At 60.6% G+C, this 16,354-nt stretch carries 14 protein-coding genes; 6 read left to right on the top strand and 8 right to left on the bottom strand.

All coding sequences use genetic code 11. The features are described 5' to 3' along the window. Nucleotides 1-3: 3 nt before the first annotated feature. Genes QP904_RS02375 through QP904_RS02360 form a run of 4 tightly spaced genes read left to right on the top strand, consistent with a single transcriptional unit; the run spans nucleotide 4 to nucleotide 3,235 of the window. Nucleotides 4-1,041, top strand: a complete 1,038-nt coding sequence (locus QP904_RS02375; protein ID WP_239208083.1) for a DUF6779 domain-containing protein — start codon at nucleotides 4-6, stop codon at nucleotides 1,039-1,041. Further along, nucleotides 1,042-1,716 carry a 6PGD fold domain-containing protein gene (locus QP904_RS02370; RefSeq protein WP_239205455.1) on the top strand — a complete coding sequence of 225 codons (675 nt, stop codon included), beginning with the start codon at nucleotides 1,042-1,044 and terminating at the stop codon, nucleotides 1,714-1,716. It abuts the gene before it with no gap. After that, a complete protein-coding gene (locus tag QP904_RS02365) occupies nucleotides 1,713-2,615 on the top strand; it encodes a pantoate--beta-alanine ligase (RefSeq protein ID WP_239208082.1) in 903 nt (300 codons plus the stop codon). The genes QP904_RS02370 and QP904_RS02365 overlap by 4 nt, the downstream gene beginning before the upstream one ends. Next, nucleotides 2,615-3,235: a GNAT family N-acetyltransferase gene (locus QP904_RS02360; RefSeq protein ID WP_284835459.1), complete on the top strand. Its 621-nt coding sequence runs from the start codon at nucleotides 2,615-2,617 to the stop codon at nucleotides 3,233-3,235. The genes QP904_RS02365 and QP904_RS02360 overlap by 1 nt, the downstream gene beginning before the upstream one ends. On the opposite strand, the gene QP904_RS02355 is transcribed toward QP904_RS02360, so the two are convergent. From QP904_RS02355 to QP904_RS02330, 6 genes are all read right to left on the bottom strand, one after another. Continuing rightward, a complete protein-coding gene (locus QP904_RS02355) occupies nucleotides 3,232-4,533 on the bottom strand; it encodes a C1 family peptidase (RefSeq protein WP_239205461.1) in 1,302 nt (433 codons plus the stop codon). The genes QP904_RS02360 and QP904_RS02355 overlap by 4 nt on opposite strands. Before the next feature lie 13 nt (nucleotides 4,534-4,546). Next, the gene (locus QP904_RS02350) at nucleotides 4,547-5,845 is read right to left on the bottom strand and encodes a C1 family peptidase (protein WP_284835458.1); all 1,299 of its coding nucleotides are present in this window, start codon (nucleotides 5,843-5,845) and stop codon (nucleotides 4,547-4,549) included. Nucleotides 5,846-5,896: 51 nt separating this feature from the next. Continuing rightward, nucleotides 5,897-6,838 (bottom strand): ArsA family ATPase, encoded by a 942-nt coding sequence (locus tag QP904_RS02345; protein ID WP_023019923.1) that lies wholly within the window; start codon nucleotides 6,836-6,838, stop codon nucleotides 5,897-5,899. Continuing rightward, the gene (locus QP904_RS02340; RefSeq protein WP_239205465.1) at nucleotides 6,829-7,086 is read right to left on the bottom strand and encodes a cory-CC-star protein; all 258 of its coding nucleotides are present in this window, start codon (nucleotides 7,084-7,086) and stop codon (nucleotides 6,829-6,831) included. Before QP904_RS02340 ends, QP904_RS02345 begins: the two co-directional genes overlap by 10 nt. Then, on the bottom strand, nucleotides 7,070-8,782 hold the full coding sequence (locus tag QP904_RS02335) for a carbon starvation CstA family protein (protein WP_284835457.1): 1,713 nt from the start codon (nucleotides 8,780-8,782) through the stop codon (nucleotides 7,070-7,072). The genes QP904_RS02340 and QP904_RS02335 overlap by 17 nt, the downstream gene beginning before the upstream one ends. A 221-nt stretch (nucleotides 8,783-9,003) precedes the next feature. Next, on the bottom strand, nucleotides 9,004-11,106 hold the full coding sequence (locus tag QP904_RS02330) for a PhoX family protein (RefSeq protein ID WP_200288635.1): 2,103 nt from the start codon (nucleotides 11,104-11,106) through the stop codon (nucleotides 9,004-9,006). Between the two features lie 190 nt (nucleotides 11,107-11,296). Here QP904_RS02330 and lysS point away from each other — a divergent pair, with 190 nt between their 5' ends. Beyond that, nucleotides 11,297-12,874 carry a lysine--tRNA ligase gene (gene lysS, locus QP904_RS02325; protein WP_086588204.1) on the top strand — a complete coding sequence of 526 codons (1,578 nt, stop codon included), beginning with the start codon at nucleotides 11,297-11,299 and terminating at the stop codon, nucleotides 12,872-12,874. Nucleotides 12,875-13,111: 237 nt separating this feature from the next. Further along, entirely contained in the window at nucleotides 13,112-13,930 is an 819-nt protein-coding gene (locus QP904_RS02320) for a hypothetical protein (RefSeq protein WP_239205471.1), read from the top strand. A 4-nt stretch (nucleotides 13,931-13,934) separates the two neighbouring features. Here QP904_RS02320 and crtI read toward each other — a convergent pair whose 3' ends face one another. Continuing rightward, complete coding sequence (gene crtI, locus QP904_RS02315) at nucleotides 13,935-15,464, bottom strand: phytoene desaturase family protein (protein ID WP_284835456.1); 1,530 nt, start codon at nucleotides 15,462-15,464, stop codon at nucleotides 13,935-13,937. A gap of 10 nt (nucleotides 15,465-15,474) precedes the next feature. Next, a complete protein-coding gene (locus QP904_RS02310) occupies nucleotides 15,475-16,350 on the bottom strand; it encodes a phytoene/squalene synthase family protein (RefSeq protein ID WP_239205475.1) in 876 nt (291 codons plus the stop codon). Between the last annotated feature and the right edge of the window lie 4 nt (nucleotides 16,351-16,354).

Here is a 16,354-nt window from a genome sequence, read left to right as displayed (position 1 = left end):
AGCATGACTGAGCCGCGCTCTTCTTCTCACACTACTTCCGCCAAGACGTCCAAGCCGGATCTGGGCCAGATCGGGCTCATCGTCCTCGTGGTGCTGGCCGTCCTAGCCAGCATCGTCATGCTGATTTCCGGCTCTGCCGCAGCGCTAAAGATTGCGCTCATCGCCGCCCTATGGGCCGCTGTGCTCGGCTTCTTCCTAGTGATGCGCTACCGCCGCCAGGCCGAAGAATCCGTGACCAAGCTGGAACTGCAGGAGCGCGCCCACCGCGCCGAGCTGAAGCAAGCCCGCGCGGCCGATGGCCAGCCCCTACCGGACCAGGAACTGCTCGATGAGATCCGCACCGAGCTGGCGTCCATCCGCAAGCAGATTGAGGATCTTTCCGGCCACGAATTCACCTATGAGCCGGCCGCCCTACACGCAGAAGCCCGCCGCATCATGCAGCTGGAGGCCCAGACCGCGGCCGCCGCGCGCCCGGATGCGGAGGAAGGCAACGTGGACTTCACCCAGTCTTCTTCCGGCGCCCCGTCCGCCGATGCTATCGCCGGCCGCCTGGGGAACCAGCCGTCCGCGGCGCACGCTGAGTCCAACCCACTCAATGACATCATTAGTGAAAAGACGCGCGCGCAGCGTACCTCCGGCAAGTCTTCTGGCGCCTCTACCTTTAATACCGGCGGTTTCCAGGCCGTGCGCTGGGATACCGGTGGCGATGACTCCCTGAAGACCACCCACGCTTCCGCCTCCAGCGAGCACCACGGCAGCCACCGTAAGCCGGAGGCTGCGACCACGGCCAATGACGAGACCCAGGACATCCCGCAGCAGCCGGCATCGCAGCGCGATGAGCGCGCGGAGTACCCGGGCTCCGGCCAGCACGTGGCCCCAGAAAAGTCCGAGCCAGTACGCCAGAAGGCGGCCCGCTCGCATCATCGCGCGGCTGCTGAGGAGCCGGAGTCGCGTGGCCGCCGCCGCAGCGACGATAAGCGCGAGGGCGCGGTCTCCGTGGCCGAGCTGCTGGCCCAGGCAAAGAATAAGAAGGATAAATAAATGCGCCCGCCACGCATGCGGGTAGCTCTCTTTGGCCGTAGCTTGGCCGGTTTTACCTTGGCCAATGCCATGGAACGCGCCGGCCATGAGGTGCAGATGCTCTCGGATCCAGCCGAGCTTTCTTCCTTCGAGACTCTCATTATCGCCGTGGGCGATGCCCGTCTGGAAGCTACCGTGGAGTTACTCGAGCCACACGTCCATCGCGGACTAATCGTCTTCCACACCTGCCTTTCGCGCGGAGTGCAGGTATTGGATCCCCTGGAAACCCACGGCTGCGTTGTCGCGGCGCTCGCCCCATTTACACTTAAGCGCTGGGCGGTGACCACCCTGGATGAGTTGGGCGAGACCGTGGTGGAACTTAATATCGCCGAGTTTTACGCAGAGACCGTAGCGCTTTCCGACGCCGAACGTGCCCCCTTTGCCGCCCGCGCCTACTACGCCGAAATGCTGCGGCGCTTGCATATCTCTGCGGCGGTTGATGCTCATTTCCTCTCGCCCTCAGAAGAGCCACCCCTGGTGGGTGAGGACATGGACACCGAAGAAATTATCGCCGCCTACCGCGGCGCCACTGACCCCGGCTTGCGGCGCAGCTACGTGGAAGTTGCCCGCCGCCTAGGAGAGGTGGACGGCCGCGAAGAGCTAGAAATGTGGGCCCTACAAGAGGAGAGCCGATGAGCCTGGAGCTGGGAAACGCTACCGTCATCAACGATATTGAGCGCATCCGCATGGTCGGTAGTGCTTTTCACAAGACTGGCCGGCCGGTCGCCTTCGTGCCGCTGACTACCGGTGTGCACGCCGGTCATATCGCGCTGGTGCGCGCGGCGAAGCGCATCCGGGGCGCCGTTACCGTCGTGGCCCTGCAGTCCCCGCAGAAGGAGGACCTTGAGCTTCTGCGGGCCGAAGGAGTGGACATCGTGTGGGAGTACTCGCCCGAGTCCTTGTGGCCACACGGACGCCGCATCGCCGTAGCACCGGCCGACGCCGCCACCGCTCTCGAGCCGGATCTCAGCGGGGATCTCACGCTTTACCTCGCGCTCATTTTGACGCTTGCGCCAACCGACGTCCTTTTAGGCGAGAAGGACTACGAGCTTCTCCTTGCCATCCACCATGCGGTCCAGGACTTCCACCTAGGAGTCCGTGTGCAAGGCGTACCCGCTGTGCGCATGCCCGACGGCGTGGTAATGAGCCTGCGCAATACCCACGTGCCGGCCGAATCCCGCGAGCAGGCCGCGGCACTATCTGCCGCGCTCACCGCTGGCGCGCACGCCGCCGAGGCCGGTGCGCAGAAGGTACGTGAGGTTGCCGCGGAGGTGCTTCGCGCCGCGGGGGTTGAACCCGAGTATCTCGAGGTGCGCGGTCGAGATTTAGGGGCCCCTCCCGTAGAAGGTGATGCCCGCCTGCTTGTTGCCGCGACAATCGGTGGCGTCCGGCTCATCGATAATGTGGGCCTGCCGCTGGGCATCGGTTTTAATAATATTGAAGAACACGAAGCCAAGGCCGAGCTCGAACGCGAACAGCAACGCGAGCAACAGCGCGCACAAGATGCCGCTTCCCAACAGCTATCGGAGGACTAATGACCGATATCCAGATCCGCAACCTAGACCCGCGCGATGAACCCCAGGCCATTTCCTTTGCCATTGAAGGCATGCACCTGCACTGGTTTGTGAAAAATCCCCGCTTCGAGCGCGCCTATGGCCGCTATTTTTGGGATTTAGAGCGCGCCAAAGCCACCGATATTCTGGCCGCCTATGATGGTGACCGCTTTCTCGGCGTGCTTTTGGCCTCCATGAAAGGCAAGCCGGCGCTGCCCTATCCGTGGTGGCGCAAGGCCTATGTCCACGCGGTGGAAATCTTCAATAACCTACGTCTCGGCGGACACCGCGATGACTATGACGCCGCCAATAAGGACATGCTGCTCAAGTACCTAGGCGAGCATTCCATTGACGGCGAGATTGGTTTCCTCGTCGCCGACCCCAACTCCGGCGTAAGCGGCGTGGGAACGGCATTGCTTGAGGCCTTCGAATCCCGCCATTCCGGGAAGAATATCTACCTGTTTACCGATGACGGCTGTACGTACCAGTTTTATGACAGCCGCGGCTTTAACCAGGTAGGCGAGCGCACCATCGCGGTCAACGAGGACCGCGACTTGGTGTGCATGCTCTATGTGCGGCGCTTGGGCGCACCGCAGACCTAGCGCGCCAAGGCCCCCATCGGGTCCCAGGCCGGCAGGGTAGTCACGGACTCGGACTGCAAAGCCGCTTGGTATTGTTCCGGCAGTCGGGAAGGGTGTACGGCAATTTCGAAGACGAACTCGTCGAACCAGTCATCGGCCATGGTCCAAAAGCCCTTATCGGCCTTCTTTGGACCCCAGGAATTCTCCACGCGCCAGCTTTGTACTGCGCCGCCTTCGGCGATATCGGCGCCGGTAAACACCATCGCGTGGGTCATCATGGACTCGTGCAGGCGCAAACGCTGTGCCTTGTCCAGATCCATCTCCACGCCGTAGAAGGCCTCATAATCGTGCAGGTGCTTGGCCCACACGCCGTGCTCATCATCGGATTGCTGGTCAGTATCGCAGCCGAACCACACTGGCTGGCCATCGTTGATGGAGTCACGCGCGGCATCGCGCAGCACCTCCACCGGCGCGTTCAGATAGGTTACGCGCTCGCCGGCCACATTGCCCAGGTATTCCACGGTGTAGAGCTTGCCGTAGGCATTGCGGGGATCATTGACCACGCACACGTACTCACTGAGGTCTGCGGGCAGGTATTCCTTGGCAAACTCCTGCGGGGTAAAGGTGCCCGCGCGGTGGAACTCATCATCCTTATCGCGATATTGCCAGACAAAGTCCTCCGGCGGCAGGCCCAGGTTGGCGGTGAGGATACGGTAGACGTCGGCAAGCGCCTGCTTGTGCGCGCCCTCTTCGCCGCTGCGGATCCGGTGCGCGGCGCGGCGCAGCACGGTCTGCAGGTTACGGTTCAACATCGCCGTGGCCTCCGAAGAAGCGGTTTCCGGCATGGCGTACTGCGGTACTACACCGTATTTTTCCACCAGTGCGACAAACATGGACCACTGTCCGCCGTCATCGATCGGATCATCCATGAGCTTGGTTACGGTGCGGTCCGTAATATCGCGGTCCTTCAGCTCAGCCATGGCGCTAAGGAACCAATTGGCCTTCTCGAGCTTGTCAAAGAAGTAAATATAGGTCTGGGAAAGCTCAAAATCTTTAAGCTTGGCCTTGTCCATCAGCCCACCGCGCAGGGAATTCAGGCCGGCAAAAATCCAGCAGCGGCCCGAAGCCTTCTGGTCGGCCACGCCCCAGGAATCTAGCTTATGGCTGGTCACCCGGTTAAGGGTGTGCAGTACCTCGCGGTCGAGGCTGAGCTTATCGACGCCTTCCTGAGCCACCCCATTGCGTACCAAGCGCAGCGTGGCATCACTGGCGAGCTCAGCATTGGCGGCATGAACCTCGTTCGGGTTAATCTCGGTCATTTCTCGATTCTCCTTAGTTCATCCGGTCCCAGAGGGGAAGCTCAATCGGTTCGGTATCTAGCGCCTGAGAAAGCTCATCGCTCAGGTGCTCCTTGCGCACGGCGATGTGGAAGACGTTCTGGTCAAACCAGGCATCGGACATGGTGGCAAAGCCCTTGCCGGGCACATCCTCGCCGTCTTCCTTGCGTGGTGGCTTGGAACCCCAAGAGTTCTCCACGCGCCAAGCTCGGTCCCCATCCACACCGGTGAGCGCCATCGCGTGGGTAGGCGCGGTCTCGCCGGAGGTAAAACGCTCCTCCTTAGTCATGGTGGAATCGATGCCGTAGAGGCCATCGGTATCCACCAGTCCCTCGTCCCATACGCCGTTGAGGAAAGAGAATTGACGGTTGACGTCGCAGCTAAACCACACCGGCTCGCCGGCGGCTAGGCTGCGCTTGGCGGTCTCCTTGAGCTCTTCCACGGTGACGTTTAAGTACTCTTGTGGCGCGCCACCCAGCACATTGCTTTCATCAGCGCTGCTAAATACGCGATGCTTGGGGTTGGTGGAACGGGGGTCATCAGCCAGCACCACGAACTCGTCGAGGTGGGGTAGGTATTTCTTGGCAAACTCGCGCGGGGTGGAGTGCAGGCGCACGAATTGCTCGTCCTTGGTGCGATACGCCCAGGTAAAATCCTCGGGCGGGGTGCCCAGGTGGATGGCCAGGATGCGGTGGAAATCTTTGCGTGCCTGAGCAAGGATGTCCTCGCGCGGGCCATCTAGCGCGGCGGCGCGACGCACCACCGTGGCGAGATCGCGGTTCATTTCCGCGGTATGTCCAGACGAGCGGACCTCCGGCATGACCTCGGCAGGTACCACGCCGTACTTGGCCACCAGGTTGCTAAAGAAGGACCACCAGCCGCCGTCGGCTCCAGCGTGGTCGAGCACTGCGGCCACGGTGCGCTCATCCCAACCAGCGTCCTTTTTATCCAGCAGCTGATTGAGAACCAGGTTGGCCCGCTCCAGCTTGTCAAAATACTGCAGGTAGGTGAAGGAAAACTCGAAATTATCTACGTTGAGTTCCTGCGCAGCGCGGTGGCGGAAGACGTTTAACGCAGCGAACATCCAGCAGCGGCCGGAACGCTTTTGATCCGTTACATCCAAGCTATCCAGCTTGGTTTCCGTGGTGGGGTATAAGGCGGTAATGCGGTCGCGGTCAAGCGCCGCCTTGGCCGCGCCAACGTTGGTGATGGCGTTGCGGGCCAGCCGCTGTCGTGAATCGGCCGCAGCCTCCTTGCGCAACTGGGACAGGTATTCCTTGGTGAGCAAAGTCATATTTCGGTTTTAGCAGACTAGAAATCCTGATGGGGCTGGTTGGGGGAAGAGCTAGAGAAATTCCGCCAGCTTTTCGACGGCCCCCGGAGTCCCCACTTCCTCCGGCAGCCACGGAACCTCGCGCACTGGGGTCTGCGGGAGCTTGGCGCGGAGAAGTGCGAGCGCCTCATCTTCGGCCGCGCGACGGGCGGCGAGGAATTCTCCCTGGTTGGCAGGGGTACGGCGGTTAACCAGCATGGACCCCACGCGCACGCCATTTCCGGTGAGGTCCGCGTGGAACTCGGCTGACTCGAGTACGGGCAGGCGCTCGGCGGTAAGGACAATATGGAAGACCGTGCGCGGTGAAGTCAGCGCCGCGCGCAGCTGGGAAAAGCGCTCGCGCCGCTGGAAAAGAGTGGCGCGAATTTCCTGATTGCGCCGGTCCACGGGGTCATTATTCGCGCTGTTGCCGGGCGACATTCCGCGTACTAGCGAGCCGAATTTATCGGATTTCTCGCGCCGGGAAAGTAAGCCATCGGTATAGGCGGCCATGATTTCTGGCAAAGCCATCAGCCGCGAGGTATGCCCAGACGGGGCGGTATCGAAGATGAGGAAATCGACGTCGGACTCTTCGCCGACGAGCGCCGCGATACGCTCCAATAGTGCTGCCTCCTGCGTGCCGGGCGATTGCCGGGCCAAGTCCAGGTGCTTTGTGACCTCGCCATGCAGATGCTCGGGCATGAAACGGCGCATCGCAGAACCTACCTGCGCAAGATGTTGTTCCGTGGCGCGCGCCGGGTCGATCTCGATGGCGGAGAGGGAAGGGGTGAGGGCCACGGGGGCATCGCCAAGCGCGGTGCCAAAGATGTGCCCCAAGTTGTGCGCTGGGTCCGTAGAGACCAAGCAGACGCGGTGATCGCGGGACAGGCGCAGCGCGGTGGCGGTAGCCAGGGTGGTCTTTCCCACCCCGCCCTTGCCCCCAAAGAACATGATGGGTGCAGTCTCTAACAACATTGAATATTCTCCAGCGGGGATCTTTCCATTCCCATGCGCGTATGCCAGGCGTGGAAATCCTCATAGACCAACGGCAAAAGCTCCAGGGTGTAGTAACTGGCCGGGTTGGGAATGCCCAGGGCCTCCGAGACCACCAGCATCATGAAGAGATCGTCTTCCTGCTGCTGGGCTTTGGCAAAACTGGCGCGGTACGGGGCCTGGTAGAACTCATTGAGACCAGCCCCGAACGCCCTAAGCTTGTCGAGCATGCTCGGGCAGCGGGGCGTCAAGATCATCATCGGACCACTCCAGTGGGGCCTCCTTGCGGGCACGAGAGATGGCACCGACGGCCTCCACAATGACCCAGATGGTGGCGACCACGATGATGGCGTCCATGCAGAACAGCAGCCAGTTCTGGCTAGTAAATAGCGACTTTAGCTGCAGGAGCGCGGCCCACAGGGACATGGCGGTAACGAAGATGAGCGGGATGACCACTGGCCACGTCGGCCGACGTAGGTGGGTGAGGATGACTACCACGATGGCCAAGGAGAGTCCTGCCATGAGCTGGTTGGTGGTACCGAATAGCGGCCAGATGGTCATGCCGCCCGAGCCATCCACGCCGGCGGAGAAGGTCAGCCCAAAGGCCAAGCCCACCGCAATGACGGTGGCGGCCAAAGCCTTGATGCGTACGCCTATGATTTCGCCGATTTCTTGGACCACCAAACGCTGCAGGCGCACACCCGAGTCCATCGTGGTAGCCGCAAAAAGCACGGCCATGGTGGCCAAGATGGTGCCGGAAAGGGAGGTAGGAATACCCAAGCCCTCATTCATGAGCGCGCCGCCGCCTTGCACAAAGGCGTCCACGCCGCCGGCGTTCCACTCGGAGTAGATTTCTTCCCACTGCGCGGCGGTCTTGAAGCCAGCGGTAGTAGCGATGATGGTGCCCAGTGCGAGCAAGCCCTCGCCCACCGCGCCGAAGTAGCCCACAAAGCGCACGTCGGTTTCTTTATCCACCTGCTTGGAAGAGGTACCGGAGGCCACCACGCCGTGAAATCCGGAGACAGCGCCGCAGGCGATGGTGACAAAGAGCAGTGGAAAGATGCCCGGGGTGCCGTCTGGTACGTTATCGCGCAACGCTGGCGCCATAATCGAGGGCCGAGTGATAAGGAAAGACCCGTACAAGATGGCCAAACCTACGAAAAGCTGCAGGCCGTTGATGTAATCGCGTGGCTGCAGCAGCACCCATACCGGCAGCATCGAAGCGATGAAGGCGTAGATGAATAACAAGATGATCCACACGCCGTTGGCGGGAATCCCCAGGACGGTATCCGGCAAGACCACGGGAACGCGGTCACCGATGATCATCAGCGCGTAGAGCGCGATCACACCCACGATAGATACCAGCGGTAGGTTCCACTTCAGGCGGTAGATGGCTTGGCCGATAAGTAGCGCGACGGCGATGGCGCCCCACGTGGGAATGACGGCCGTGGGAGTGGATACCAACAGGTTGGAGATGACCACTGCGAAGGCAGTATTCACCATCAAAAGCAACAGGAAAATGACGATGAGGAAGAGGTTGCGCCCGCGCTTGCCGATATAGCGCCCAGACAAGGTACCAATGGATTGGCCCTTGTGGCGTTGGGAGGCCCACAGAGCGCCGAGATCGTGCAAACCTGCGAAGAAGATGGTGCCGATGGTCACCCAGAGAAAGGCCGGTACCCAGCCCCAGATAACGGCTACGGCAGGACCGATGATCGGTGCTGCACCCGCTACGGAAGTGAAGTGGTGCCCCCACAGGACGTATTTATTGGTCGGGACATAATCCACGCCGTCTTCCATGGTGTGGGCCGGGGTGGAGTAATTCGGGGATAGCCGGAAAATTCTTCGCCCTAGGAATTTGGAGTAGAGCAGATAGCCGGCGACCATCATCGCGATACCGATGACGGCGAGGACAAGAGAGTTCATAGTGTGTGTCTCCTCATAGACGGGCAGGTGGCGTGCATCACACGTGCGAATAGTATGCCATAACTCACATATGTGTTTGCCTGTGGGGGAGACCGATGGGTGGATTTATATTTGAAGGGTACCCGGAGACTTTTGGTTCAGTCGCCGTGGATAGACGAAAGCGCGGCCCTTGCTCGAGCAGGAACAAGGGCCGCGCGGTGGGTACTTAAACCAGGTGGTGGTTACTTCTTATCGACGCCGATATTGCCGTCCTTCTTCCACACCACAACCACTGCCGGGCGTGGGGTGGACTTGCCACCGTCAGGCCAGTGAGAGGTCTGCTTTTCAAAGGTGGCATCATCGGTTTCACCTGGGTGCTGGACGTTGACCATCACGCGCTCATCGGTGACGATGGGGCCACAGGTCTCGGCACCTGCCGGAACGGTAAGGAAGCACTTCAGCTCACCGCGGGTATCGCCCTCGGTGGTCACCGCGTAGAGGCCATCGTTGGACTCCAACGCGTTACCGTCGGTGGAGATCCACAGATTGCCGTGGCTATCGAAGGCCAGGTTATCCGGGCAGGAAATCGGGGAGACCTTCTCCTTGTCAAAACCACCGAAGTAGGTATTAGCCTCCTTCGGATCGCCACAGACCAAGAAGAGGTTCCAGGTGAACTTCTCGCCAGCGTGGTCATCTTCAATCTCCATGACCAGGCCGTTCTTGTTCTCCTTGATAGGAGCCCATTCCATAGGCTCTTCCTTGTTCTTCTTGGCGTTCTCGCCGGTAGCGCCACGGTACTTATTGTTGGTCAGGGCAACGTAGACCTTCTCCGAGTCTGGGTGGACCTGCATATCCTCAGGGCGGTCCATCTTGGTCGCGCCCACCTTATCGGCGGCCTCACGGGTGTAGACCGCAACCTCTTCTGCAGACATGCCGTCGACGTGGGACTCGAACTTATTGTTTTCCGTATCGGAGGTCAGCAGCTTAATCCACTTGCCCTCGCCGTCGAAGGCACCGTCTTCGGGCAGTACGCCGGAGCCGTCAATCTCGTCGGCTGGGGAGTTGCCCTCTACCTTGGCTACGTACAAGGTGCCGTGGTCCAAGATGGTGAGGTTGTGCTCGATGTCGCCCTCTTTGTACTTCTTGGTGGAGATGAACTTGTAGATGTACTCGAAGCGGGAGTCATCGCCGGCGTAGCACACCACGGTGCCATCGGAGGCGATGTGGATGTTGGCGGCCTCGTGCTTGAATCGGCCCAGAGCGGTGTGCTTGACCGGGGTGGACTTAGGATCTAGTGGGTTAATCTCGACGATCCAGCCGAAGCGGTTCGGCTCGTTCGGCTCCTTGGAGACGTCGAAACGCTTATCAAAGCGCTCCCACTTGCGCTGGGACTCGCCATCTTCCATGCCGAAGCGCTCTAGGGACTCCTGCGCCTTCTTGTCATCCAGCTTGGCGTGTGCAAAGTACTGGTCAAAGTTCTCTTCGCCGGAGAGCATGGTGTTCCACGGGGTGATGCCACCGGAGCAGTTACTCAGAGTGCCCTTGACCTTCTTGCCCGTCTTATCGGCGGAGGTCTTTACAAAATCGGAACCGGCAGCCGGGCCGACCAAGGTGAATTCGGTGGTGGCGGTAATGCGGCGGTTGAGCGGGCCAAACTCGCGCTTGAGCTCACCGGTGTTTCCTACCTTGGATACTTCCACGATGGAGTGACCGTGGCCAGCCCAGCCAATCTTGGCCTGCTCTTCGGTGGGGTTGTCCGCATCGTAGTTGGGGAACATCTGCGGCTCGGTGGTGTACTCGTGGGAGCAAACGTAGATAAGGCGGTTGTCATCGTCCGGGTGCTCGATGAGGCCGGCGAAGTCATTGTTGAATCCGAACTGCTTCTCTGCTGCCTCGGCGGTCTGATTCTTGTCATCGAATTCCGGCGCGTCCTTAAACAGCGGATCGCCCCACGCGATGAGCACGGACTGCTCGTAGCCATCCGGGATGACTACTTCGTCCTTTTCATTCGGCTGTACTGGGTCAAACTTCATGCCCTCTGCGGAGGTTAGCTCGACGTTCGCCTCAGAGGTCTTGCCGCCCTTGCCCTCGGAAGAAGACGCCTCAGTAGAAGCATCGTCTGGGCTAGAGCAGGCAGCCAGCGCGGCGCCGCCGCCGACGGTTACGACGGACAGGCTGCCCGCGCGCAGGGCGGTACGACGGGAGAACTGGTCACCGAAGTACGGGTTATCGGACTTGTTCTCGCACTCTCCAAAGCAGGCATTACCGCACTTGTAGGTGCAAGTCAGGCTGGAACGAGAGGATGTGAAGAGACTAGAGAGAAGATTGCGGCCCTTAAGCGCCATGGGTAGTGCTCCAAAAATGTCGAAAAATATTGATTACATATGGGGACAGTCATATATAAAAGGTCATCTTCGTAACTGTGTGTTGACCCCGAGGTGACAGTGAAGTGAATTATGCGTAAATCCTTTCCCGGGAGAGGGTGGCGTGGGCTAAATCGCGTGCTGCGGTGGGGATCGACTACCCTTGGCTAACGTGAGCGAGCAGAAGAATAATGAAGTAAACGATGTCCCTGAGCAGCTGCGCATCCGCCGCGAAAAGCGCGATCGCCTGCTGGAATCCGGCGTAGAGGCCTACCCGGTAACCGTTGAGCGCACCATCTCTTTAAAGGATTTGCGCCATGATTTCCGCGTCGTGGCTGAAGGCGAAGAGCCTGGCAACGAAGAGGGCGTAACCTACCTGGCCCCTGGTGAGGAAACCGAGGTCACCCATGCCATTGCCGGTCGCCTTATTTTTATGCGCAATACCGGCAAGCTGTGCTTCGCCACCTTGCAAGATGGCGATGGCACCCAGGTGCAGGCCATGCTTTCCCTCGCAGAGGTAGGCAAAGAGCGTCTCGACGCCTGGAAGTCCGACGTCGACTTGGGCGATTTCATCTCCGTGCGCGGCCGCGTGATTTCTTCGCGCCGCGGCGAGCTGTCCATCATGGTCTCCGAATGGACCATGGCCGCTAAGTCCTTGCGCCCGTTGCCGGTGTCCTTCGCCGATATGGCTGAAGATACCCGCGTGCGCCAGCGCTATAACGACCTCATTATCCGCGAAGATGCCCGCAAGAACGCCATGATTCGCGTCAAGGTCATGCGCGCGCTGCGCAATTACCTGGAAAGCCAGGACTTTGTAGAAATCGAGACCCCGATGCTGCAGACCCTGCACGGTGGCGCAGCCGCTCGCCCGTTTATCACCCACTCCAATGCGCTGGATATTGACCTCTACCTGCGCATCGCTCCAGAGTTGTACTTGAAGCGCGCGGTCGTGGGCGGCATTGACCGCGTCTTTGAAATCAACCGCAACTTCCGCAATGAGGGCGTTGACCGCTCCCACTCGCCAGAGTTCGCTATGCTGGAGACCTACGCTGCGTGGGGCGATTACAACGATTGTGCCCGCATGACGCGTGAGTCCATCCAGGCTGTTGCCCGCGATGTCTTCGGCTCGACCACCGTCACCCTTGCCGATGGCACCGAGTTCGATTTCGGTGGCGAAGAATGGCCGGAAATCGAGATGTACCCCTCCCTGAATGAGGCCCTGCAGCGTAAGTTCCCGGGCCAGCCGGAGGTCACCATCGATACTGACGTCGAGACGCTCAAGGGCATTGCAGACGTCATTGGTCTCGACGTCCCTAAGGACGGCGGCTGGGGCCACGGCAAGTTGGTCGAGGAAATCTGGGAGGTCCTGTGCGAGGACCAGCTCGAAGGCCCTATCTTTGTCAAGAATTTCCCGGTTGAGACCTCCCCGTTGACCCGCCAGCACCGTTCCGAGCCGGGCGTGACCGAAAAGTGGGACCTCTACGTGCGCGGTTTCGAGCTGGCAACCGGCTACTCCGAGCTCGTGGACCCGGTTATCCAGCGCGAGCGCTTTGAGGATCAGGCCCGCCTGGCCGCCGGTGGCGATGATGAGGCCATGGTGCTGGATGAGGACTTCCTCGCGGCTATGGAGCAGGGCATGCCGCCTACAGCCGGTACGGGCATGGGCATGGACCGTCTACTCATGGCCTTGACTGGCCTGGGCATCCGCGAAACCGTGCTCTTCCCGCTGGTCAAACCCGAGCAGAAGTAGCACCTAGCGTCCTATCGCTTGGCCGTCAGCCCGCGCGGGCTGACGGCTTTGCTATTTCCTGCTCATGTTCGTTCCTGCACCCCTGCTGCAAAAGACCAGCGCAGTTTCTCACCGCATGGAAAAATGCGAGGCATGAAAAGAATTCTCCCTATCCTTGCCCTACCTGTATTGGCCGTTGGGCTTGCGTCATGTTCCTCTGCTGACAGTAACGAGGAAGCGCCCCAATTCCGTCCACGGATGACCGAAAGCACCGCAACTAGCTCGGCGGAAGCTTCCTCCCCAGAGAGCACAGCGGAAGAAACTACCGAATCAGAAAAGAAGGTGGATTCCTCGGGGCTGACCATGCGTTCGGCCGAGGACTTTTTGGCGAAGGGCCCCGAATACGCGCAGTCGAAGGCGTGGGGAGTTAAAAGTCCCGATGGAAAAGTTTCGTGCTCCTTTAAAGAGCTCTCCGCAGGCCCGTGGTGCACCGTGCAGTTCGCAGATCCACCCCTAATGCCAGACCCAAACCAGCCGCAGTGGGAGGCTAATATGGTCAGCTTCAAAAAGAGGGAGGGATTCTTCCCATCTGGCGCGGTGGATCCAGGTGATATGACTCCGTCGAAACAGCTCAAGGCAGGGGAGAAGGTAGAAATTGAAGGCGTTACCTTCGAGGCACCAAACTCGGATGAGTTCACGGTCACAGCGAAGGGACATCATTTCACCGTAAAAGACAACGGTCAGTACTACTCCGATACCTTCCCACCTAAGCCCGATTCCAATGGCAACGCCAAAATGGGCACTATCTGTGGGCAGATGGATACAAAATGGGGACGAAAGAACGTCTACGTGCAAGTCGATGGCACGAACTGCACCAAAGCTATGCAGGTCGTAGATAGCTACGTGAACCACGACTTTAAGCCGGAGGAAGTAAATACCCGCGGCTTCCTCAGGCTCGAAGGTTGGGCGTGCGATGTATCCGCGCCAAAGTTCTTAGATGACGCAAAGCCGGAAAACCGCTTGCCCAAATGCGTGGATTCGAGTGGCAGCGGGCGAGTAGTTCTCCTGGATATCTAAGTTTTTAGCGCACGAGTGGGCCGGTGGATTTATCGCCCCGCAGGCGCTTAATGATGTTCTCGGCCGAAATCAGGCACATTGGCACACCGACGCCTGGCACGGTGGTAGCCCCCGCATAGTAGAGGCCGTTTACTTTGCGTGAGGCATTGCGTCCGCGCAAAAACGCCGACTGCCGTAGCGTGTGCGCCGGTCCGATGGAGCCGGCCGACCAGGCATGGTAGCGCTCGGCAAAATCGGCGGGGCCGAGCGTGCGTTTGACGACGACCCTGTCTACCAAATCCGGCACCCCGGCCGTGGCCGCGATGCGGTTGAGGGCGGCGTCGGCAATCGCAGCAACGCGCTCGGACTCCTCAGCGTGATAGGCATTGCCAAACCCGGGCGCCTCCGCGGCCGGCACCGGCACCAGAATGAAGAGATTTTCGTGGCCCTCGGGGGCGACACTTGGGTCGGTGGCGGAGGTCTTGGACACGTAGATGGACTCGGAGGCCCCCAACGGCCGGGAGGGCTCTGGGCCGGAATAGACGGCGCGGAAATCCGGATCCCAGTCCTTGCTAAAGAGCAACGTATGGTGTGCCAGCTCGGGCAGCTTGCCCTTCACCCCGGCCAAGATGAGCACGGTACCCAGGCCCGGATTGCGCCGGCCCCAGTAACGCTCCGGGTAGGTGCGCAGCTGCGGCGGCAAAAGCTGGGTCTCGGTGTGGTGCAAGTCCGCTGCGGAGACCACGATATCGGCGTGGATGGCGCCCTTGTTCGTGCGCACGCCCGTTACCTGCCGATTAGATACCTTGATGGAGGTAACCTCCTCGCCCAAACGGAAGGTGGCGCCAAACTTCTTCGCTTGTCGGTAGACGGCCTGGACCACGGCGGCGAAACCACCTTGTGGGTAGCGCACCCCCTCCACCAGGTCGGTGTGGCTCATCAGGGAATATAGGGCTGGGGCGGCGGCCGGCTCGGAGGATAAAAAGACCGCCGGATAACTCAGAATCTGGCGCAGGCGGGCATCAGCAAAGCTACGGCCCACGTGCTGCTGCAGGTTTGCCGAAAGCAGAGCCACGAGGCGAGAAAGCCGAGCGCGAATATCGCGGTGCACCAAATTGAGCGGCGCGGAGAAGGTGGTGTAGAGGAAGTGCTCGAGTGCCATGTCATAGGTATCGCTGGCCTGCGCCAAGTACTGCCGGACCTTGTCTCCCGCGCCGGGTTCCAAGGACTCGAACAGCGCGGTGACTTCCTCGATGCCGGAGTGCACGTCTACGGGCGCATCCCCATGAAAAACACGGTAGGCGGGGGAGAGGTCCACCAGAGCTAGCTCCGCCTCGGTAGAGGTGCCGCACAGCGCAAAGAAATGATCGAAAGCCTCGGGCATGAGATACCAGGACGGGCCCGTATCCCAGCGAAAGCCGTCTTCTGCAAAGCTGCCGGCGCGGCCTCCCACCTCATCCAGCGAGTCCACCACGGTGACCTCGTATCCTTCGCGGCCGAGCAAGGCGGCGGTGGCGAGTCCAGCGATGCCGGCTCCGATGACGACGGCGTGCATGACGTTCTCCTTAATCTTCGGCTGGGTGTGGGGCGTGCTTGCTGTGGCCGCGGCGGCGCACTGCGCGGGCCGCTAACCAAGCCTTGGTGTGGTTGGGCACGGATACGCGCGTGGTGGCGAGGTCCGTAGCAGGGGTTGCGGCGAGGCGATTGGTCAGCTCGGCAAAGATATCCGCCGCCGCGCTCACACCAACCCGTGCGGAGGCAGGTAGCAAGTCGATGGTGAGCGCGGCGGTAGCAAGCTCCTGGCGGATCTCTGCGATGAGCGCGGACTTGGTGGCCTCATCAATCCGGCCGGATGGGGCCTGCTGAAAATAGGTGCGCCCCAAAGTAGAGCTATCCTCGCCCAAATCACGCAGGAAGTTTATCTTCTGGAATGCCGAACCTAGCGCGCGGGCGCCGCGTTCCATGGCAGTGCGGTCGGCGGGTGAAACGCTTTCCTCGGCTAGGAAAATCTGTAGGCACAAAAGCCCAATGACTTCCGCCGAGCCGTAGATATAGTCTTGCAGCTCGGCCGAAGAATACTCGCGTTGTTTAAGATCCGCGCGCATGGAGTGAAAGAAGGCAGCAAGGTACTCGCGGGGGAAGCCACAGCGACGCGCGGTCAAGGCATAAGCGTGGACCACGAGATCCGTGTGCAGTCGCTGCTGCGGTGCGGCCAGGATGGTTTTCTCGTAGGCATCCAATGCGGCGGCGGGGTCGGTGTGGGCTTGGGCAGCGGCGCCGTCGACAAGCTCATCGGCAATGCGCACCACCGCGTATAAGTGGCGGATATCGGCGCGCACCCGCCCGCGCAAGAGCCGCGTGGCCAGCGAGAAGCTGGTGGAGTAGCGCCCCATAACCTGTGCGGCCGCGCGGGAGGCCGCTTGGTCATAGCGAGTTAGCATATCT

This window comes from Corynebacterium nasorum (genome assembly GCF_030229765.1).
GTDB lineage: Bacteria > Actinomycetota > Actinomycetes > Mycobacteriales > Mycobacteriaceae > Corynebacterium > Corynebacterium kefirresidentii.
Note: the sequence above shows the minus strand (reverse complement) of the source record. Positions and strands in the feature narration are given on the sequence as shown.